At 61.5% G+C, this 21073-nt stretch carries 16 protein-coding genes; 4 read left to right on the top strand and 12 right to left on the bottom strand.

Annotated features, from left to right (window positions below; translation table 11 throughout):
- Window positions 1-2: 2 nt before the first annotated feature.
- The gene (gene mgtE, locus N008_RS06795; RefSeq protein ID WP_052381283.1) at window positions 3-1388 is read right to left on the bottom strand and encodes a magnesium transporter; all 1386 of its coding nucleotides are present in this window, start codon (window positions 1386-1388) and stop codon (window positions 3-5) included.
- A gap of 281 nt (window positions 1389-1669) precedes the next feature.
- Here mgtE and N008_RS06790 point away from each other — a divergent pair, with 281 nt between their 5' ends.
- The 3 genes from N008_RS06790 to N008_RS06780 all read left to right on the top strand — a co-directional run bounded on the left by N008_RS06790 (window position 1670) and on the right by N008_RS06780 (window position 5350).
- Window positions 1670-2500, top strand: a complete 831-nt coding sequence (locus tag N008_RS06790; RefSeq protein WP_156109064.1) for a cyanophycinase — start codon at window positions 1670-1672, stop codon at window positions 2498-2500.
- Window positions 2501-2667: 167 nt separating this feature from the next.
- A complete protein-coding gene (locus N008_RS06785; protein WP_044014744.1) occupies window positions 2668-3927 on the top strand; it encodes an OmpP1/FadL family transporter in 1260 nt (419 codons plus the stop codon).
- 22 nt (window positions 3928-3949) lie between these two features.
- The gene (locus N008_RS06780) at window positions 3950-5350 is read left to right on the top strand and encodes an SGNH/GDSL hydrolase family protein (RefSeq protein ID WP_052381281.1); all 1401 of its coding nucleotides are present in this window, start codon (window positions 3950-3952) and stop codon (window positions 5348-5350) included.
- An 81-nt stretch (window positions 5351-5431) separates the two neighbouring features.
- Here the strand turns inward: N008_RS06780 and N008_RS06775 are convergent, their stop codons facing one another.
- The 8 genes from N008_RS06775 to N008_RS06740 form a co-directional block, all read right to left on the bottom strand.
- Complete coding sequence (locus N008_RS06775) at window positions 5432-6448, bottom strand: YpdA family putative bacillithiol disulfide reductase (RefSeq protein ID WP_044014742.1); 1017 nt, start codon at window positions 6446-6448, stop codon at window positions 5432-5434.
- 66 nt (window positions 6449-6514) lie between these two features.
- Entirely contained in the window at window positions 6515-6937 is a 423-nt protein-coding gene (locus N008_RS06770) for a DoxX family membrane protein (protein ID WP_044014741.1), read from the bottom strand.
- Window positions 6938-7128: 191 nt separating this feature from the next.
- Entirely contained in the window at window positions 7129-7608 is a 480-nt protein-coding gene (locus N008_RS06765) for a DinB family protein (protein ID WP_044014739.1), read from the bottom strand.
- 134 nt (window positions 7609-7742) lie between these two features.
- Window positions 7743-10628 carry a DNA polymerase I gene (gene polA, locus N008_RS06760; protein ID WP_044014737.1) on the bottom strand — a complete coding sequence of 962 codons (2886 nt, stop codon included), beginning with the start codon at window positions 10626-10628 and terminating at the stop codon, window positions 7743-7745.
- Window positions 10629-10786: 158 nt separating this feature from the next.
- Window positions 10787-13201, bottom strand: a complete 2415-nt coding sequence (locus tag N008_RS06755) for an MG2 domain-containing protein (RefSeq protein ID WP_044014735.1) — start codon at window positions 13199-13201, stop codon at window positions 10787-10789.
- 22 nt (window positions 13202-13223) lie between these two features.
- A complete protein-coding gene (locus N008_RS06750) occupies window positions 13224-14372 on the bottom strand; it encodes a DUF4249 domain-containing protein (RefSeq protein WP_044014733.1) in 1149 nt (382 codons plus the stop codon).
- Window positions 14373-17156, bottom strand: coding sequence for a TonB-dependent receptor (locus N008_RS06745; RefSeq protein WP_044014731.1), 2784 nt, complete (start codon window positions 17154-17156; stop codon window positions 14373-14375).
- A gap of 35 nt (window positions 17157-17191) precedes the next feature.
- Window positions 17192-17932, bottom strand: a complete 741-nt coding sequence (locus N008_RS06740) for a hypothetical protein (protein ID WP_044014729.1) — start codon at window positions 17930-17932, stop codon at window positions 17192-17194.
- Window positions 17933-18377: 445 nt separating this feature from the next.
- On the opposite strand from N008_RS06740, the gene N008_RS06735 reads away from it, so the two are divergent.
- Window positions 18378-18977 carry a 3'-5' exonuclease gene (locus N008_RS06735; RefSeq protein WP_044014727.1) on the top strand — a complete coding sequence of 200 codons (600 nt, stop codon included), beginning with the start codon at window positions 18378-18380 and terminating at the stop codon, window positions 18975-18977.
- Between the two features lie 84 nt (window positions 18978-19061).
- Here the strand turns inward: N008_RS06735 and N008_RS24010 are convergent, their stop codons facing one another.
- The 3 genes from N008_RS24010 to N008_RS06720 form a co-directional block, all read right to left on the bottom strand.
- On the bottom strand, window positions 19062-19889 hold the full coding sequence (locus N008_RS24010) for a TPM domain-containing protein (RefSeq protein ID WP_044014725.1): 828 nt from the start codon (window positions 19887-19889) through the stop codon (window positions 19062-19064).
- Window positions 19886-20347 (bottom strand): TPM domain-containing protein, encoded by a 462-nt coding sequence (locus tag N008_RS06725; protein WP_044014724.1) that lies wholly within the window; start codon window positions 20345-20347, stop codon window positions 19886-19888. The genes N008_RS24010 and N008_RS06725 overlap by 4 nt, the downstream gene beginning before the upstream one ends.
- 85 nt (window positions 20348-20432) lie before the next feature.
- Window positions 20433-21011, bottom strand: coding sequence for a LemA family protein (locus N008_RS06720; RefSeq protein ID WP_044014722.1), 579 nt, complete (start codon window positions 21009-21011; stop codon window positions 20433-20435).
- Window positions 21012-21073: the final 62 nt, after the last annotated feature.

The following is a 21073-nucleotide window of genomic DNA, read 5'->3' as shown; positions in this document are numbered from 1 at the left end:
CGTTACAGCAGCGTGCCGCGCAGCACCAGCGTCGCCACTGAGAAGTAGATGATAAGGCCTGTTACGTCCACGAGCGTGGCCACGAATGGGGCCGAGGCCGTGGCCGGGTCGAGGCCCAGGCGTTTGAGCAGCATGGGCAGCATGGCCCCCGACAGCGCGCCCCACAGCACAATGCCCAGCAGTGAGAAGCCCACCGTCACGGCAATCAGCTGCCAGTATGGCCCGAAGTATCCGGGGTCTACTACCTTAGCCCAAAGCACGATGCGCAGCGCACCCACCACGCCCAGAATAGCGCCCAGCGCTAGCCCCGAGATGATTTCGCGCCGCATTACCAGCCACCAGTCGGAGAGGGTGAACTCGCCCAGGCTCATGGCCCGGATGATGAGCGAGGTGGCCTGCGAGCCGGCATTGCCGCCGGCCGAAATAATCAGCGGAATAAACAGCCCCAGCACCGCCGCCTTCTGCAAATCGTCTTCGAAGTGGTGCATGGCCGAGGTGGTCAGCATCTCGCCAATCAGCAGAATCACCAGCCAGCCGGCTCGCTTCTTTACCATGCCCCAAATGGAGGTGGCCAGATACGGCTCGTCCAAAGCCGCCGAGCCGCCCAGCTTCTGGATGTCCTCGGTGTCTTCTTCTTCCCGGATGTCCAGGATGTCGTCAATCGTCACGATGCCAAACAGCACGCCCTCGTCGTTGACCACGGGCAGGGCCACCCGGTCGTTTTTGCGGAACACGTCGATGGCCGCTTCCTGGTCCTGCATGGCGTTGAGCTTCACGTAGCGGCGGTCCATCAGCTCGCTCACGGGCCGGTCGGGCGCCGAGAGCAGAAACTCCCGGATGCGGATATCGTCGATGAGCACGCCGCGCTGGTCGGTCACGTAGAGTACGCTCAGCGTCTCCGACTGCCCGCCGTGGCGCCGGATGTAGTCCAGCACCTGCTGCACGGTCCAGCTCTCGCGAATGGCAATGTAGTCGGGCGTCATCAGGCGGCCCACCGAGTACTCGGGGTAGCCCAGCAGCTCCAGCGTCACCTTGCGCTCCGGCTCGCTCAGCGTCTGAATCAGCTCCTTCACGAAGTCGTCGGGCAGGAATTCCAGTAGCGCCGTCCGGTCGTCGGGCGACATTTCGTTGAGGATGTCGGAAATCTTTTCCTGGCTCAGGTTGGCCAGAAAGTGCTTCTGCACCTCCAGATCAAGGTATTCGAACACCTGCGTGGCCAGCCGCAGCGGCAGCAGCCGAAAGATGATGAGCTGCTCGCGCTCCTCCTCGGCCTCAATCAGCTCCACCAGCTCGGCGGGCTCGTAGTGCTTGAGAATTTCCTTGAGCTTGAAAAATTCCCCCTCCTGAATCAGGGACGTGATGTGGTCGGTGGTCGGGTTCTGATTCATGTAACGCAGAGGGTATGTCTCGCTAGGCAGGAGGGTTGGTGACAAAAAAGCCCGCAAAAATAGCCATTCTGTTTCGGGATGCAGAATCCGGCCGGTAATAATACGTCGGCGGCCAAGCCGGTGCCGGCCGGCCGCCGAAACTCCTTCGCTAACAGGCCCACTTGCTGCAAGATACCGTGCTGCCGGCGGGCCGCGCCGCGCCCCGGCAATACTTCTGCCGGGTGGGCGGTAGCAAATCAGGGGGGTACTTGTACATTTGGGCCCGCTTCTTCGCGCTTTCTATGCCTCACCAGACGCCTGCCGCCCCGCCGCTCGGCACCCTTGTTGCCCTCGGCGGTGGCGACGACGACGCCATGCTGGCTTTGCTCTGCGACCTGCTGCCGAGCCCCGCCACTGCCGTCGAAATCGTGACCGTGGCCTCCCGCGACGATACCCGCTCCGGCCGCGCCTACGAGCGGGCCCTGCGCGAGCTGGGCTGTACCGGCGCCCGCCACCTGCGCATCAGCGAGCAGCACCCGGCCGATGCCCCCGACACGCTACGGCGCCTGCGCCACGCCGGCCTCGTGTTTTTCAGCGGCGGCGACCAGGAGCGCATCACCGATTTTCTGCACCACACCGAGTTTGCGCGGGTGCTGCACGAGCGGTACTACCACGATGCCACGTTCATCATTGCGGGCACCAGCGCCGGCGCGGCCGTGCTGCCCGAATATATGATAGTGGACGGCCACGGCTGGCGCGCTTTGCGCAAGGGCGGCATGCAAACCAGCGCCGGCCTCGGCCTGCTGCCCCAGCTGCTCATCGACCAGCACTTTGTGGAGCGCGGCCGCTTCGGAAGGTTGGCGCACGCGCTGCTGGCCCACCCCATGTGCCTGGGCCTGGGCCTGGCCGAAGAAACCGGCATCATCATCCGGGGTGGCACCGAGGCCGAGGTGTTCGGCGACGGCGTGGTGATGGTGGTGGACGGGCGCCAGCTGCAGGGCAACAACCTGGGCCGCATCGGACGCGGCGAGCCGGTGAGCGGGCAGGACCTGCGGGTGCATCTGCTGGTGGCCGGGCAGCGCCTGCAGCTGCAGAATAGGCGGGTGATAGGAGAGGAACCGGATACAAGGTGAGCTTCAACTCACCATATTTGCACGCCGCCAGCCATACGCTGAAATTTCCGGGCTTTCCCGTTCGTTCTACGGCACGTAACAAATAGTCGGCAAGCCGACTAACCAAGCATTTTTCTCCCTACATTTAAGTCGCGACAACCCCTAATTCTCACCTTTCTCACTTTTTTATGACTTTCAAATCTCTACTCCTCGTGGGTGGTGCGCTACTTACGGGTACGGCCGCATCGGCGGGCGGCTACCAGGTGACGCTGGCCGGGATTAAGAACAACGGTATGGGCGGCGTCGGCGTCGGCCTGTCGCTGGACCAGACGGCCATGTTCTACAACCCCGGCGCCCTGGCCATGGTGAAGGAGCGGGGCGTGCAGCTCGGGGCCAATGCCACGCTGGCCCGCCAGGCTTTCCGCGCCGAAAACGGCAGCGTGCAGCGCGAGCTGCAGAACAACACGACTACGCCGTTCAGCCTGTTTGCCGGCTTCGGCCCCTCGGAAGGCAAGTTCCGCGCGGGCATTGCCATCTACACGCCTTTCGGCAACAAGCTGCAGTACGCCGACGGCTGGGAAGGCCGTTTCGCGCTGACGCAGATTGACCTGAAAGCCATCTACGTGCAGCCGACCTTCAGCTACGCCGTTACCGACAAGCTGAGCATTGGTGCCGGCCTGACGTACCTGGCCCTGGGCTCGGTGAACCTGCAGCGCGACGTACCGGCCCAGAACGCCGACGGTCAGTTCGCCAGCATCGAGCTGGACGGCAAGGCTGAGCGCAAGTTTGGCTTCAACGCCGGCGTGTTCTTCAAGCCTTCCGAGAAGCTGAGCGTAGGCATCAGCTACCGCTCGAAAATTGATGCTGAGGTGAAGGACGGCGACGTGACGTTCCGCAACCTGTCGGCTACGGCTGCGCCTGGCTTCCAGGCCACCAAGTTTGCGGCTACGCTGCCGCTGCCCGCTACCACCTCCATCGGTATCGGCGTGATGCCAACCGAGAAGCTCACCATCGGCCTTGATGTGAACTTCGTGGAGTGGAGCGCTTACAAGAACCTGACGTTCGACTTCAACGCCCCGGTAAATGGCTCGCCTACCAGCACGTCGAAGCGCTTCTATGAGGACGCCCTAACATTCCGTATCGGTGGCCAGTACCAGGTAACGAGCGGCCTGACCGTGCGCGCCGGTGGTGCCTACGACAACTCGCCGGTGAAAGACGGCTACATCACGCCTGAAACGCCTGACTCCGACCGGGTAACCGGCACGCTGGGCGCTTCCTACAAGTTTGGGGAGAAGTTCGGTGTTGACCTGAGCACGCAGTTCGTAAACCTGAAGAAGCGTACCCAGACCCAGGCCGACCTGCTCAGCAACGGCACGACGGACCGCGTAGCGGGTACTTACAAGACCAGCGTAGTAGTGCCCGGCATCGGCCTGAACTACACTTTCTAATCTCTTTGCTTTCTCTTCTCCTATGAATACGTTTTCCCTCAAGAAAACCTGGCCAGCAGTAGCGCTGCTTGGCCTGGCGGCCTGCCAGCCCGAGCTGGATGCCCCCGCAGTAGATAAAGGCTCCGCCGATTTCAGCAGCTACGTAGCTATTGGCAACTCCCTCACGGCGGGTTTCCAGAGCGGTGGCCTGGCTAATTTCGGTATTGAGACGTCGTATCCGGCTATTCTGGCGCAGCAGTTCGCCAAGGCCGGCGGCGGCGACTTCGTGTCGCCGAAGTTCGACGACGGACAGCGGGACGGCTCCGGCTACCTGAAGTTCTACGGCATCACTACGGCCGGCTCGCCGGTTATTCTGGCCCCGGGCCAGAGCACCAGCGCCACGCTGGCCGGCGAAACCACAGCCCGCACGTTCACCAACAGCCCGGCCGACTACAAATTCGCCTTCACCGGCCGGACGCTGCCTTCCGGTACTGCCGAACTAGCCCCATTCAATACAACTCAGCCCAACAACCTGGGTGTACCCGGTATTTCGGTGCTGAGCGCCGACCGTACGGCTTCCACCGTGCCGCAGATTGCCGGCGCAGCGCAGGCTTATGGTACTATCAACAACTACTACCAGCGTCTGCTGCCCGTTGCTGACCGTGGCGTAACCGATTACACCACGTTCATCAGCCGTAAGAACGCTACGTTCTTCACCTGCTGGCTGGGCAGCAACGACGTGCTGACCTACGCCACCAACGGCGGCGTAGCCGTAGCTACCAACCCCTTCAGCAACCTGACGGACACCACCAGCTTCGGCCGGGGCTACCGCAACATCGTGCGCACCATCAGCAAAAACGGTACGGTGGGCGGCGTAGTAGCCAATATCCCGAACGTAGCAAACGTGCCGTACTTCACGGCCGTAACGGTAGCCAGCGTGCTGGCAGGCTTCCAGCGGGTGAACCCCGCTGCTCCGGCCGTGTTCATCCAGACCAGCTCTACTACCACGCCCGTGCGGGCAGCTACTGCGGCTGACCTGATTACGCTGCCTGCCGCCTCGGTGGTAGCTACCGGTGTTGGCTCTTCGCCCACGAACCCAATTCCTAACAACCTGGTGCTGGACGCTGCTGAGGTTACGGCTATCCAGACCCGTACCACGCAGCTCAACAACATCATCGCCAAGACGGCCCGCCAGTATAAAGTGGGTCTGGTGGATATGAACTCGTTCTTCAGCACGGTGGCGCTGGGTGGCATTGCCATCAACGCTACGTCGAATAACGCCGGCTTTATCCGTGGCAACCTGTTCTCGCTGGACGGCGTGCACCCCACTTCGCGTGGCTACGCCGTTATCGCCAACGAATTCATCAAGGTGATCAACGCTACCTACGGCGCTTCTATCCCGCAGGTGAACCCCACCGAGTACAACGCCCTGCTGCTGCCCTAGTCAGCTGCCAGCCGCATAAGAAAAGCCCGCTTCCTGATTCAGGGAGCGGGCTTTTTTGTGTTTGTCGGCGGCACGCTGCTGCTACGACAGCTGCACCTGTTGCAGCACTTCGGGCAGTTCTGGGGCGGCCTCGCCGGCCAGGCGGGCGGCAATGAGCTGGGCGTGGTAGCGGCCGTTTTCGATGAACCAGCGGCTGGTGTTGAGGCCGCCGCACACGGTGCCGGCCAGGTAGAGGCCGGGGCGGTTGGTTTCCAGCGTGTCGGCATTGTGGGTGGGCGTCTGGGCGGCGTCAGCTTCGCAGGTGATGCCCAGCGTGGCCAGGAACCGGAAGTCGGGGTGGTAGCCGGTGAGGGCGTACACGTGCTGGGCCGGCAGGGTGCGGGGGCCGTCGGGCGTGTTCAACTCCACGGTGGTTTCGGTAATGCGGGCCACGGTGCTGTTGAACAGGCAGCCGATGCGGCCTTCCTTGATGCGGTTCACCAGGTCGGGCCGGATCCAGTATTTCACTGATTCACTGATTTCCGGGCCGCGCACGACCAGCGTGGGGCGGGCGCCGGCGCGCAGTAACTGCAGGGCGGCTTTGGCCGAGGAGTTTTTGGCCCCGATAATCACCACGTCCTGGTCGGCGTGGGCGTAGGGCTCCTTGTAGTAGTGCGTGACGTGGGGCAGGTCTTCGCCGGGCACGCGCAGCAGGTTGGGCACGTCGTAGAAACCGGTAGCCACAATCACGAATCGCGCCTTGATGCGGCCCTTCTCGGTTACCACTTCAAAGCTTCCCTGCTCGCCTTCGAGGCCGATTACCCGCTCGTAGAGGCGAAGGGTGAGCTTTTCAGTCTGGGCTACGCGGCGGTAGTAGTCGAGGGCGTCTTCGCGGAGGGGCTTGTAGTGCAGCGTCGTCATGGGGTGCCCCCCGATTTCGAGCAGCTCGGGCGTGGAGAAGAACTCCATGTTGGTAGGGTAGCCGATGATGGAATTCACCAGCGCGCCCTTGTCCAGCACGCACACCGAGAGGCCGCGTCGCTGCACTTCCAGCCCGCAGGCCAGCCCCACGGGTCCGGCCCCGATTACCACTACATCAAAAGAAACGTCGGTTGTCATACGCTGTAATACCGGCTCGGCGGCCGGGAGTTTTGGCCGGGCCAAACCGGCGGCGGCCATGAGGGCTTACTTGCGGCGCTTCAGATACGTCAGCGCGCCGGTGCTCCAGAGGGCCACGCCAATGAGCACGGGCTGGAAGAACAGCCGGCCCAGGCGCTTGTCGTCGGTGTCGAGGCCGAAAGCGGAGAGGTGGTGGGTGTACTGGTGGATGTTTCCGGGGAATACCGCCGCGTAGAAGGCCGCCAGCCCAATGCCCATGCGTACCCGGTTTTTGCCTTTCAGCGCCAGCAGCGCCAGTCCCAAACCTATTTCCATCACGCCCGAGGCCAGTACCGTTGTGTCTTTGCTCAGGGGCACAAAATCGGGTACCTGGGCCTGGAACTCCTGGCGCTGAAACGTGAGGTGGCCGGTGCCGGCTACTACCATAAAGGAGCCCATCAGAACGCGGGCTACGTCTTGCAGGGTGGTGGTGTGGGGTTGAGGAGGCATGTGAGGACGTGTTAGCGTGAGCGTGTAGGCTGGCTATACGGCCACTTCGCCCACGCGGATATGCACGGCGGATTTCGCCCATGTGGTTCCTCCACGCAGGTGCACGAACGGCGCGCACGTGGCGCCTCACCCCCCGGCCCCCTCTCCGGAAAAGGAGAGGGGAAAGCCTAGCGTCAGGCAGAGCCGGTTGCTTACCAAGCGTCCAAAAGCCGACGCAGCAGGATGATTTCGCCGGTGTGGTAGGCAGCGTGGTCGGCCAGCAGCATGGCTTCGCGCAGGATGGTCTGGCCGTCGCCGTGCGGAATAGGGGCCAGCAGGTCCGTATCGGGGGCGTGCAGCAGGTCGATGAAGCGTTGCTGGTTGGTCTGAATTTGGGTGAGCGTCTGGTGCCAGGTGGCTTCGTCGGCGGTGGCAGTGTCGGCGGGCCAGTAGCCGGTGGGCCAGTCCGGCGAAACGTGGTCGGCGCCGAGGGAAAACTCCACAATATCCCATTGCGCGATGCGCACGTGCTCTGCCAGCTGCCAGATGGTGTACGGCGCCTCCGGCACACGCTGGTTCCACTGCGCGGCCGTAAGGTCGGCGCAGGCATCAGCGAACGTAACGTGGGCATTGGCCTGGGTAAGCAGGCTAATCAGCTCCGCGACTATTCCGGCTTTCGTGGCGTGGTCCATGGGGTTTGGGGATAAGGGTGGCAGAAAGCAGTAGCGCGAACTTTGTAGTTAGCGCCTCCGCGCCGTTCAGATGATGCTACCGGCGCGGGGACGCGAACTACAAAGTTCGCGCTACTGCTTTCTGTTTCCTGGTGTTAGTGCGCCTGCAGCCAGTTCTGGCCGGTGCCGACTTCCACTTCCAGCGGCACGCCGTGGGGCAAGAGCAAGGCGGTGGCCATCAACTCCTTGATTTTGGGCGTGATGTAGGCCACTTCCTCCTGCACGGCGTCGAACACCAGTTCGTCGTGCACCTGCAGAATCATGCGGGTGCCGAGCTTTTCCTGGCGCAGCCACTCGTGGATGTTGATCATGGCCTTCTTGATGATGTCGGCCGCGGTGCCCTGGATGGGGGCGTTGATGGCGTTGCGCTCGGTGTAGCCGCGCAGGGTGGCGTTGCGCGAGTTGATGTCGCGCAGGTAGCGGCGGCGGCCCAGCAGGGTGGTGGCATACTCCAGTTCCCGGGCCTGGTTGATGCTCTCATCCATAAACTGCTTCACCCGCGGGAACTCCTGGAAGTACGTCTCGATGATGTCGGTAGCTTCCTTGCGGCCGATGCCGATGCGCTGGGCCAGCCCGAAGGCCGAAATGCCGTAGATGATGCCGAAGTTGACGGTTTTGGCCTTGCGGCGCATCTCGCCGTCCACCTCATTCAGCGGTACTTTGAACACCTTGCTGGCCGTGCTGGTGTGGATGTCGAGGCCCTGGCGGAAGGCTTCAATCATGGTCTGGTCGCCCGAAAAATCGGCCATGATGCGCAGCTCCACCTGCGAGTAGTCGGCGGCCAGCAGCACGTGGCTGGCGTCGCGGGGCACGAAGGCCTTGCGGATTTCCCGGCCCTTCTCGGTGCGGATAGGAATGTTCTGCAGGTTGGGGTTGGTGCTGCTGAGGCGGCCGGTGGCCGTCACGGCCTGGTTGAAGCTGGTGTGCACGCGGCCGTCGGCTACGTTCACCAGCTGGGGCAGGGCCTCCACATAGGTGCTGCGCAGCTTCGTGAGCTGGCGATATTCCAGAATAAGGGCAGCAATGGGGTTGTCGGCTGCCAGCTGGCTCAGGATTTCCTCGCCGGTGGCGTACTGGCCGGTCTTGGTCTTCTTGATTTTGCCTTTGCCGATGTCCATTTTATCGAACAGCACCTCGCCCAGTTGCTTCGGCGAGCCGATGTTGAATTCCTGGCCGGCTTCCGCGAAAATCTGCTTTTCGAGGTCCACGATGTAGCCCTGCAGCTCGGCTGAGTACTCGCCCATGGCCGAGGAGTCGATTTTCACGCCCTCGTACTCGATGTCGGCCAGCACCGGCACCAGCGGATTTTCCACCTCGTTGAGCAAATCCAGCAGGCCTACTTCCTTGAGCATAGGCTCGAACACGTGCTTGAGCTGCAGCGTCACGTCGGCATCCTCGCAGGCGTAGTCTGACACCTCGGCCGGGGGCAGGTCGGCCATGGTTTTCTGGTTTTTGCCTTTGGGGCCGATGAGGTCGGTGATGGGCACCGGCGTGTAGTGCAGGTAGGTTTCGGCCAGCACGTCCATGCCGTGGCGCATATCGGGCTCCAGCAGGTAGTGGGCCAGCATGGTGTCGAACAGCGGCCCACTCACCTGCACGTGGTAGTGCTTGAGGATGGTGAGGTCGTACTTGATGTTCTGGCCGATTTTGAGGATGTGCTGAGCCTCGAAAAACGGGCAGAACTCATCCACCAGCGCCTGGGTGGCGGCGTGGTCGTCGGTGGGCACGGGCACGTAGTAGGCCTCGCCGGGCAGCCAGCAGAAGGAGAGGCCCACCAGCCGCGCCGTCATGATATCCAGCCCGGTAGTTTCGGTGTCGAAGCTGACCTCGGTTTGCTGCAGCAGGAACTCCAGCAAAGAAGCGCGCAGCTCGGGCGTGTCCATCAGGTGGTACTGGTGCGGCACGTCCTGCAGCGTGCGGCGTGGCCCAGCTGGCGCGCCAAACTCGCCGGTTTCGCCTTCCTCGGCGCTAATGGCTACGGCCGCATCCGCCGACGAGCCAAACAGGCTGCCCTGACCCTCGGCGGTTTTGGGCCGCCGCGCTCCACGCGAGGCCGGGGCGGCACTCACGCCGGCGGGGCTGCCGCCGCCCAGCACGCGGGCGGCCAGCTGGCGGAATTCCAGCTCGTCGAACAGCTGCCGCAGCTGGTCAGCATCAGGTTGATCCAGCACCAGCTTGTCGGCCTCAAATTCGATGGGCACGTCGAGGTGAATGGTGGCCAACTCCTTGCTCATGAGGCCCTGCTCGGCGAAGTTGCGCACGTTTTCCTGCTGCTTGCCCTTGAGCTGGTCGACGTTAGCAATCAGGTTTTCGACGGAGCCGTACTTCTGAATCAGGGTCTTAGCCGTTTTTTCGCCGATGCCCGGAATGCCCGGAATGTTGTCAGAAGCGTCGCCCTGCAACCCTAGAATGTCAATCACCTGCTCGGGCCGCTCCACCTCGAAGCGCTGCAGCACGTGCGCCACATCCAGAATTTCGGCGGCGTTGCCCATGAAGGCCGGCCGGTAGATTTTGATGCAGTCCGTCACGAGCTGGCAGTAGTCCTTATCGGGCGTCATCATGAACACCTCGCCGAAGCCCTGGGCCTCGGCGCGGCGGGCCAGCGTGCCAATCACGTCGTCGGCCTCGTAGCCTTCCACCATCAAAATGGGGATGTGGAAGGCTTTGATGATCTGCTTGATGTAGGGAATGGCTAGGCCGATATCCTCGGGCATGGCCTGGCGCTGGGCCTTGTACTCGGCGTACTGCTCGTGGCGGAACGTCTTCTTGGCGGCATCAAACGCCACCCCGATGTGGGTGGGCTTTTCCTTCTGCAGCACCTCCACCAGCGTGTTGGTGAAGCCCAGGATGGCTCCGGTGTTGAGGCCCTTGGAGTTCACGCGCGGGTTCTTGCTGAAGGCAAAGTGGGCGCGGTAAATCAGGGCGAAGGCGTCGAGCAGGAAAAGCTTGTGGGGCTGGGCGGCGGGGGCGTCAGGAGTCATAGGGGCGAAGGTACGGAAGGCAACGGGCCGGGCCAGCACAACCCGCGGCCCGGCCTCCGGGTTACGCAACTTCTGGGCGGCGCGGTGGCCGGCGCGCTTTAATTTGCAGGACCCACCCGGAGTTTTCGCCGCAAAAGGCGCTGAAAATGGCGGCTGCCTTACAGCGCACCCTTCACTTCCAGCACAAAGCTGGTGCTGCCCGCCTGCCCGGTGGAGGCCAAACCCTGCACCACCACCAAGTAGCGGCCCGGCTGGTCGCCGGTATAGAAATCCACAGTGCTGGCGGTGGGCCCGGTGGTGGTGATGGCCGGGTTCCAGTACAGCAGGTTGCGCAGGTCGGGGAGGCGGCTTTGCCGGGCTTCGGCGGTTTCGTAGCGGGGGGCGTAGAACTCGCGCTGTGCCTGCAGGCCCTCGTACTGCTGCACCAGCACCCGCGGGTCGAGCTTGAAGCCTTCCAGATCACCCTTGTAAGTGGAGAAGCTCACCACCCCGTCGTAGATGGCGGAACCGTGGAAGTAACGCGCATCCATAACATCCAGCTTGCGGATGCTGAGCGGGTTCATCGCCATGATTTTGTTGATGTTGAACACGGGCACCCCGTCCAGCAGCACCATCGGGTTTTCATCCAATACGGTCTGGTTTACCTTGTCTATGACCAGGAAATGAAAGCCGTCTTTCCGGATCCTGACGATGACGCCCGGTACGTACTCCCGCATCACCTCTTCCATCACCTTGAAGCGCGTGTACTTGTCCAGCAGGTAGGTCTCGTCGGGCGAGCCGTAGAAGGCGGCGCTGTCGGGCCGAAGTGGGGTATACCGGTTGCGGTACTTCCCGAAATACTGGGTTTGCAGCTGCGCCTGCAGGTGGCGCGCGGCGTAGCTGGGCTGCAGCCGCAGGGCGGGCGCGGCTGCCATGGGGAAAGCGGGGGTGTACTGGCTGGCAAAAGCCGGCAGAATTTCCAGGCGGCAGGTGCTGTCCTGGGCCGGGTTGGTTTGCATGATCAGGTCACGCGGCCCGTACAGGTCGTTCATCTCAAAACGTACCCGGCCCCTGGCGTCGCTGACGGCATTGTTGAGTTGTACGATAAGGCTCGGCGACGACAGATACGTGGTGATGCCTGCCACGGGCTGGCCGCTGACCGGGTGCAGCACCCGGCCCTCCACAACCGGGCCGTGCAATTCCGGCAGGTACGTGAAAACCGGTGGGGTAGCGGCCAGCGCCTGCTCCCATTTGAAGCGGCTCCAGCCCTGCGTAAGCATCAGGTTGTCGGTAGCTTCCGGCAGGTCTGGGGCCGTGGACTGCAGGTAGTACTCCGGGTTTTCCACCCTGCCTCGCAGGTCGGCGGTGAGCTGCAGGTAGCTGTGGATGTCCGGCCCCGGTTTGGCACTCAGAGAATCCAGCCGATACACCGCCATCGATAGGTTGGCCCGGGAATCTGTGGCGCCGGGGGTGGCTACGGCAATGCGCACGTTGCCGCGGGTGGGGTAGGCCTGCTGATCAGCAACCGCCGTAATGGCCAGGGGCGGCGGCGGTGGTTGGAAGAACAGCCGTTCGCACAGCGGCTGCTGGTTGGCCCCAAACACGGTAAAGTGCGACACACCGGGGAGCAGCTGTTGTGCATCGACGGTGAAAGTAGCCTGCCCGTCGATAAGCTGGCTCTGCGCCGCTACCACCACCTGCTGGCGTGCGTGCGCCAGCAGAAACACGGCTTCCGGCTGCTTCTGCGTCGATTGCACGGCAATGGTGAGCTGCCGGGAGGCAGTGCGCTCCAGGCGCATCACCACACCCTGCGGAAAGGCCCGCGGTAAGTCCCGGCTGATGGTTGGCCCGTTGCGCACCGTCACGATGGCCTTATAGGTGGCGCCAACTTCAGGCGTCAGCATAAAGCTGCCCATGCCGTGGCGCAGCGTGCGGAAGGTAGCCACGGGCTTGTTCTGCTGGTTGAGCACGCGGCCCTCAACTGCCACGCTCTGGCCCACGGCATTCACGGCCTTGAAAGCCACTTTGCTGCTGAGACCCGCTACCAGGTTGCCGCCCTCCGGATAAAACTGCACGTCATAGGCCACCGAGTCTTTGGCCGCCTGGGCACCGGCCGTCGTGAACGTATTGACTACCGTCACGGCCTGCTGATAGAAGGATTCCGCCCCAAAATTCTTCATCCAGCTGGTGTAGGCCCGCACCTGGTAGGTGCCCGACGGCATACTGGCGGGCAGCAGGAACGAGCCGTGCCCGGTCGCCTGGGCCAGCGCAATTTTGGTTTGCAGCACGGGCGTGTTGCGGGCGTCCAGCACTTCCACGTACGCCACGCTGCTCATAGCCAGGGGGCGGTTGTATGTGCCGTCTACGGTGTAGGCCTTGAACCACAGGGTTTCGCCGCTCAGGTACAGCGGCCGGTCGAGGTGCAGAAACAGCTTCTCCGGAACGGCCTTCTGCTGGTAGCCGGCAAACCGGCGGGCAAGTGCGCTGAAGTCAGGCGCCTGGCCATAGGCGCCGGCGCCACCAGATAGCCCCGCCAGCAGCAGGAGCGCCAGCCGATAGCAGTGGCGCAGGCGCAGAAAACGAACAAGTAGCATAAGGTCTGAGTACAGCATACTGCTACTGCCAGAAGCTGGGCCGGACGGAAGTGCCCCGCAGCCGGCAGTCCACGCAGTCTTTGGTGGCGGACGTGTAGCCCCGCAACGCCCCGCCTGTTGTATACACAGCCCGCACGGGTACCACCTTGTTGCCCCCGAAGATGTTGTGGATAGCCGACAGCTCCACGGTGTCAGGCGGAATGCAGTCCTCGTAGCCGGTCAGGGGGCGCCAGGCTCGCGGCAGCTGGTCGCGGCCGATGAAGAGTCTTTGCTCACTGATGCCGTGCGCGCCTACGTACCCCAGGGCCAGCTCCTGGCCGTCGTTGAGGCACTTCACGTTGCCGGTAAGCTGCGACGGCAACGGGTCAAACAAGGTCCCGATGTTTTCCGTGTTCTTCTGGAGCTGCTCCCAGTACTGGTATTCCTGCGGCGTCTGGGCGTACTGCTTCACCAGAATGCTGTATTTGCGCAGCAGGCGCTGGCTGGTCGTACTCATGGAAATAAGCGGATAATCGGCCACCACATCCTGGGTGAGGGCCGTGGTTTTGCTGAGCTGGATAGGCGTCGACAGCTGGCTGGCCCAGCAGAGTTCCGGGTAAGGCGTCACGATCGGGCGCACCGAGCGGTTGATGTAGGCCACGGTGGGCACCAGCAGCGGCTTGATTTCCCAGGTTTCCTGAAACTCCCAGCGGTAGTACTGCGTGGCGCGGGTGTCGTCGTGGGCATTCACGTACACGGTCAGGCCGTTCGCGCTGGGGCGCCACGTCACGCTGTCGATGGGCGGGGTGGCTTTGGCCTGCACAAATTCGGAGGCGTACAGGAGCCCGGCCTCGGTAGTGATATGCAGCCGGTACTGGTTGCCCGCTACCAGCGGCAGCGGCGCGGCCGTATACACGCCGTCCGCCCCTTCAGCCAAAGGATAGCGCTGGCCGTTTTCGGATTCGATATACAGGGCGGCGCGCAGCTCGGCCGGCGGCTGGCCCCCGGCTTTCACGTCGTAGGTGCGCGACAGGCGGATGGTGGTTGGGCCGCTGAGGTTGATGAAGCCATCGACCACCAGAAAGCTGCGGGTCGAGCCGATATCTTCCGGTAGGTAGGGCTCAATGCAGCTGCCGAGCAGCAGGCTCCACAACAACGATAAACGAGCAAGCAGGGGTAGGATAGCGCGCATCTAGAATCGGAAGTTATAGGTGACAGTCGGAATCGGGCGGCCGAAAATCGACAGCTTGTAGCCATTGATTTTGCCTTCCTCGGCCTTGAAGTAGATGGAATACGGATTCTGGCGGCCGGTCAGGTTGTACACCCCCACCGTCCAGGAGCTGTGGGCCAGCTTTTTCACCTTGTGGCTGCCCTCAATGTTCAGGGCCAGGTCGGCCCGGTAGTAGTCGGGCACGCGGTAGGCGTTGCGGTCAGAGTAGTACACGCGCAGGGAGTTGGCAACGTAGTACTTGGCCAGCGGCAGCGTAATGGGCCGGCCGGTGCTGTAGGTGAAATTGAGCGAGGTGCTGAAGCGGCGGCTGAACCGGTAGTTGCCGATCATCGTCACGTCGTGCGGCTTGTCGAAGTTGCTGGGGTAGTAGCGGCCGCCGTTGATCATCTCGGCCGTGGTGCCCGCATTCACCTGCACCAGCGAGCGGGAGTACGTGTAGCTCACCCAGCCATTGAGCTTGCCGGTGAGCTTCTTCACCATCAGCTCCACCCCATAGGCCTTGCCCAGCGCATTCACAATGTCGGTTTCGATGTGGTCGTTGAGCAGCAGTGTGGCCCCGCTCTTGTAATCCACGAAGTCGCGCAACGACTTGTAGTAGGTTTCCACCGACGTTTCGATGGTGTTGGATTTGAAGTTGCGGTAGTAGCCCACCGACACCTGGTCGCCGACCTGGGGCCGCACGTGCGAATCGCTCAGCTTCCAGATGTCCGCCGGCGACACCGAGGCCGTGTTCGACAGCTGATGGATGTACTGGCGCGTGCGGTTGAAGCTGGCTTTCACGGAAGAATTCTCGGAAAGCGAATAGCGGGCCGACACCCGGTATTCGGGGCCGTGGTACGTGGCCAGCACCTTGCCGGAGCCGTAGCGGGTGGTGTCGGCGATGGTGCTGACGGACTTCGGCAGGCCGGGGTCGTACCCGTACACGTCGCGCGGCCCCAGCGCCTGGAAGAGCGAGTAGCGCAGGCCCAGCGAGAGCGACAGGCGTTGCGTCAGATCAATCCGGTCGGAAACGTAGAGGGCGCTTTCGCTGGCCTTTTCCCTGGGCAGAACCTTTCGGGCAATCAGCGAGCTTTCGCCGCGCGGCAACAGGCTGCCGGGCGAAATGCTATAAAACAGCGAGCTGATCCCAAAATCGATAGTGTGCTTGGCATTCGGGAAGTAGCTGAAGTCGGCCTGCAGGCTGTTCTGGTTGATGTCGTACTGCAGCCGCGACGCATTAACCGGGTTTTTCTCGCTGCTGATATCGTACGCGTAGCCGCTGTAAGCACCCGTAAACACGCCGTACAGCCGGTTGCTGAAGTTGTGCTGCCATTTCAGGCTGGCCGTGCGGTTCTGGTACTGGTAGGTGGTGTCGCTGGCCAGCCGGAACCGGTCGGAGCTCAGATACCCGGTGGCATAGAGCGTGTTTTTCTCGTTGATCTGGTGGTTGACGTGCGCCGAAACATCCGAGAAGGCGGCGGCACTCTGCCGGAAGCTGCTGTTGTCGAGACGGCGCAGCAGCCAGTCGGAGTAGCTGGCTCGGCCACTGACGATAAAGGCACTCTTGTCCTTCACAATAGGGCCTTCCAGCGTCAGGCGGCTGGTGAGCGGCCCAATGCCGCCGGAGCCGGCCAGCTTCTTCTTGTTGCCCTCACGCGTCTTGATTTCCAGCACCGACGACAACCGGCCGCCGTATTTGGCCGGAATACCGCTCTTGTAGAGCTCTACCGTTTGCAGAATATCGGGGTTGAAGGCCGAGAAGAAGCCGAACAGGTGCGACGGGTTGTAGATGGTCGTGCCGTTGAACAGAATCAGGTTCTGGTCGGTGCTGCCGCCGCGCACGTTGAGGCCGGTGCTGCCTTCCCCCACCGACTTCACGCCGGGCAGCGTAAGCACCACCCGCAGAATATCGGTTTCGCCGAACGCCGTGGGCACCTGCCGCATCGTCTTGATGTCGAGCTTTTCCAGGCCCATCTGCATCCCCGACACGTTTTTGTCTTTCTCGGCCTCAATCACCACCTCTTTCAGCGGGGTGATGTCCTCCTCCACCTCAATTTCCAGCTTGCCGCTGGAGCGCAGCAGCACCTGCCGCCGGGTGTTTTTGGTGCCAATGCCCCGGATGTTGAGCTCGTGGCGGCCCGTGGGCAGCGTGAGCGAGTAGTAGCCGAACTGGTCGGTGCTGGTGCCCACGCCGGTTGCGCCAACGTAGATGGTCGCCCCGATGGTGGGTTCCCCCGATTTCAGGTCCCGGATATGCCCCGCCAGTGTCGCCCGCCCGTTGCCAGTGCCTCCGGTGCCAATTTCGTAGAGCCGTACTTCGGCCTCGCGCACGTAGCGTGCCCGGCCCGCTACCGTGGTAGCCGGTAGCGGCTCGTCAGAAGGGAGGTCAGCGGGGGCGCCGCCGGTACCGGGGCGGAAAAAGTCGGCCGGCAGCTCTGTCCTGATGCGCGGGCCAGCGGTGACGAATATGCGGTGCTCCTCGTCGGCCACCCACGAAAAGGCCGTGCCCTGCAGCGCCCGCGCCACCACGGCTTCCACGGGCTCGTCGTGGGCCTCCAGCGTCACAAAAACACTATCGACGGCGGCTTCTTCAAAGAAAAAGTGCGTAGGCACCTGGGTTTCCAGCTGCCGCACGAAGTCGATGAACAGCGTATGGTCGAAGCGGCCGCTCACCCGGTCCGGCGGCCGTTGCTGGGCACTCACCTCGCGCCCTGCCCCCGTCAGGCACAGCAGCACTAGCAGTAGTCGTCGATAGAAAGGTATCATAGCGGAAGAGCGGGGGAGATATATGAAAGAGTTGCCTAACGGGGCAGCTGCTCGAAATAATTAACGGCACTTATAATGCTGGATTCCCTCTGTTTTGTGTCGAATTTAAGCTTGTTGCTTTTTATGTATTTTTTTAACTCAACTTCCTTGCTTCCTAATGCCAGAATAAGATTTTTCCGGCTGTTGATATCATAAAAAATGCCGGACTTTTCCAGGTATAATCGGATTTCAGGATTGAATTCTAAAATAATTTTCTGCTCCTCTATCTTCTCCAGCGTACCCTTTCTGCGTTGTGCAAAAACCCTGAAGCTTTTGTCTAGCAGCAACTCATAAAAACCAGTCTTAATAACGGCCTGGTTGCTGCTGTCCGCAACTATCCGCGTAAAGTAGTGGCCGTCGATAGTGAAATTCTGTATGTCTTTGTTGATGAGCCGTAAAGTGAATGGGTTATTGGCATGCTGCACAACTACCTGGTTGCGTGCTATGTCGTAGGCTATTTTTACGTTCTCGAATAAATGATTGTCGTACGTGACGCTACCGTTCAGCTTCTGGTCTGATAAAAAGAACTGGTGCCCTTTGATAGTAGTATAGAGCTTGGTGTAATCAATGTATTCGGGGCCGTTGTATAATTTAGTCAAGCCTATTTCGTTTTGATAATATTCCTGCCGGACATACGCTGCCGGATTGTAGGTCAGGGTAGTACTGTCAGGTAGCTGCTGGCAGAGCGAAGGGTAACCAGCCGCCAGCAAAGCCGTGAGTAATACGAGTCGTAGCATAGCAAATACAGAAAGTAAATAACTTGGATAATGCCCGTGCCTGCCCGCAATATAGCGCAAGCAATGGCAGGTGGTGCCTTGTAAATATAGGTAGTTGGGATTGACAGATAAGCATAAAAGAAAGAAAATGAGCAGTGCGTAAGCGGTTGCTATTTATTGCATTAACTATATGTAACCCGGTTTGGCGCGCTGTCAATGCTTCTGTCTGACGGCAGTAGCCATCCGGCCAGTTGGCGTGAGTAAGGGGAGTAGTGGTTTGGGTGGACGTTGCTGCCGCCGCCGTGGCATGGACGGAAGTGCGGTTGTGCCGTCGGGCCGGAGCGTATAGGGTGCGCCACTACGGCAATAAGCTGCGCGCAGCAGCGTGGCCGGCTCTGGCGTATAGTTGCAGAGACGCAAGCGGCATGGCTCAAACCAGCCGCTCGGTATGCCGTAAGCAGCCCCTATGCGCTACATCTCCCTCGACCTTGAAACCACCGGCGGCAACCCTGAGCGGCACCAGATTTTGGAGCTGGCCGCCGTGGTGGAAGACACCCGGCACCTGCTGCCGCTAGCTGAGCTGCCGGCGTTTCGCCGGGTGGTGCGGTATCCGGAGCTAACCGGGACGGCCGGGGCCTTGGCTCTAAATGCTGGTTTACTACAGGAGTTGGCCCGCAAAGAACCCAACCCCGAGTTGTGCACCCCCGACGAGTTGCTGCCCCAACTGCGGGAGTTTCTGCTGGCCCAGGGATTCAAAACTGATAAAAAAGACTGCGTAGCAGTAGCGATGGCCGGCAAGAACATTGCATCCTTCGACTTAGGCTTCCTGCGTCAGTTACCAGGTTACGGCATGTTGGTACGCGCCGAACCCGCCATGCTCGATCCGGCTGCCTTCTACCTCAACTGGCACAAAGACACCCGCCTGCCCACCATGCAGATATGCAAGGCCCGCGCCGGTTTCTCAGACGACACCGTGGCCCACCAAGCTCTGGCTGACGCCTTGGACGTAGTGCAGCTTCTGCGCCCATTCTACGAGTTGCCGGTATACAAAGCAGTAAATCAGTAGCTGAGCAACAGGGCTAGAAAAGTAGCTGAGTAATCGTTCGAGTGCACGTAAAGCAGGCACCAGAACAACCACTCAGCTACTCGTTTACCAGTCGCCGGAGGCGCCGCCGCCGCCGGAGCTGCCGCCGCCGAACCCGCCGAAGCCGCCGCCGGAGCTGCCGCCGCCGAACCCACCGCCGCCCCCGAAGGTGCCACGGCCGCCACTGAAGTCGCCGAAGATGATGGGCGGAATCATGCCGCCGCCAAAGCCGCGGTTGCGGCCACCGCCGCCGCCGCCGCCGCGGTTGCGAAGCAGCATAAACAGCACCAGCGCTCCGATAATCAGCCAGAACATCCAGCCGGAGCCGCTGCTGTCGTTGGAACGGGTGCGGGCCGGGGCTTTGGTCTGGTCGGCCTTGTACTCACCTGCCGCCAGCGCAATCAGCTGGTCTGCCGCTTTGTCAATGCCGATGTAATACTGCTTCTCGCGGAACGCCGGAACGATGGTATTAGTTATAATGCGCTTGGACAGCGCATCGGTAATAGCACCTTCTAGGCCGTAACCGGGCTGGATGCGCGCTTTGCGTTCCTGCTCCGCAATCAGGATCAGGACGCCGTTGTTGTTGCCTTTCTGGCCAATGCCCCAGCTTTCGTAGAGCTGCTGCGCAAAATTGGCAATGTCGTCGCCGCCCAGCGTGGGTACGGTTACAACAGCAATCTGCGAAGACGTGGAATCGTTGTAGGCGACCAGCTTTTGCTCAAGTGCCTGCACTTCATCCGGCCGCAGCATACCGGCCAAGTCGTTGACGAGGCGTGGCGGGTTGGGGCGCGGGGGCAGTTGCTGGGCAACGCCAGCCCAGCAGACAGCCAGCAGCAGCGCTACCAGCAGCGGCCGCAGCCAGAGCGGCGGCCGTAACAGAGTGGAGTGTGTCATTTGCGGGGAGGCTGGGGCGTGCCACCACCAAAGGAAATGGAATCGTCGAGCTCGTTCTGGTCGGTGGCGGCGTCGTAGGGGAAGTAGCGCTGCAGCTGCTCGCCTACCAGCCGGATGCCATTTTCGAGTCCGCCCGCATATTTCTCCTGCCGAAACAGCTGGAGCACGTTTTCCTTGGTGGTTTCCCAGAAGTCGTCGGGTACGGCGGCGTTGATGCCAGCGTCGCCGATAACGGCGAACTGCCGGCTCTGCCAGGCTAGATAGAATAGCACACCGTTGCGTTGCGCCGTTTTATGCATGTTGAGCTCGGCAAACACCTGCGCTGCCCGGTCCAGCGGGTCGGGCGTAGGGCAGTGGTCTTCCAGATGCACCCGGATTTCGCCCGAGGTCAGGATTTCAGCCTGCCGGATGGCCTCTACCAAGGCCTTTTCCTGCTCTGTGGTGAGAGGGTTGTTCATGGGCAGTGGTCAGTAAGCAGTTGTCGGTTGCCGGCCGCAAGAACCTGCAGGCAGGCCCGACAACCAACAACCGACAACCAATAAATTAGAACTGAACCGTAGGCGCCTTCTGCGCTGCAGCATCAGCCTCAAAGTAAGGCTTCTCCTTGAAGCCGAACATCCCCGCAAAAATGTTGTTTGGAAAGGACTTCACGAATCCGTTGTAGTCGTTGGTAACGGTGTTAAGCTTGTTACGCTCTACGTTGATGCGGTTTTCAGTGCCTTCAATCTGGGCCTGCAGCTCCTGGAAGTTGGCGTTGGCCTTCAGCTCGGGGTAGTTTTCCGATACGGCCAGTAGGCGGCCCAAACCGGCGCTTACCTGCGACTGGGCTTCCTGAAACTGCTTCAGGTTTTCGGGCGTCAGGTTGTCAGCGTTGAGCTGCACGCTGGTGGCCTTGGCGCGGGCCTCAATTACGTCGGTGAGGGTGGTTTTCTCGAAGTTGGCGGCGCCTTTTACGGTGTTCACCAGGTTCGGAATCAGGTCGGAACGACGCTGGTAGGCACTTTGCACGTTGCCAACCTGAGATTTTACAGCCTGGTCGCGCTCAACCATGCCATTGTAGCCGCACGACGACTGGGAAAGCAGCAGCACGAGGCCGGCAAAGTAGAGAAGAAAGCGTTTCATAAAGAGTAGGAAAGAAATGAAAGGGAGAGAAAACAGAGCAGAAAGAGGGTGGCCGGGGCCGG

Origin of the sequence: Hymenobacter sp. APR13 (assembly GCF_000737515.1) — a bacterium.
GTDB lineage: Bacteria > Bacteroidota > Bacteroidia > Cytophagales > Hymenobacteraceae > Hymenobacter.
Note: the sequence above shows the minus strand (reverse complement) of the source record. Positions and strands in the feature narration are given on the sequence as shown.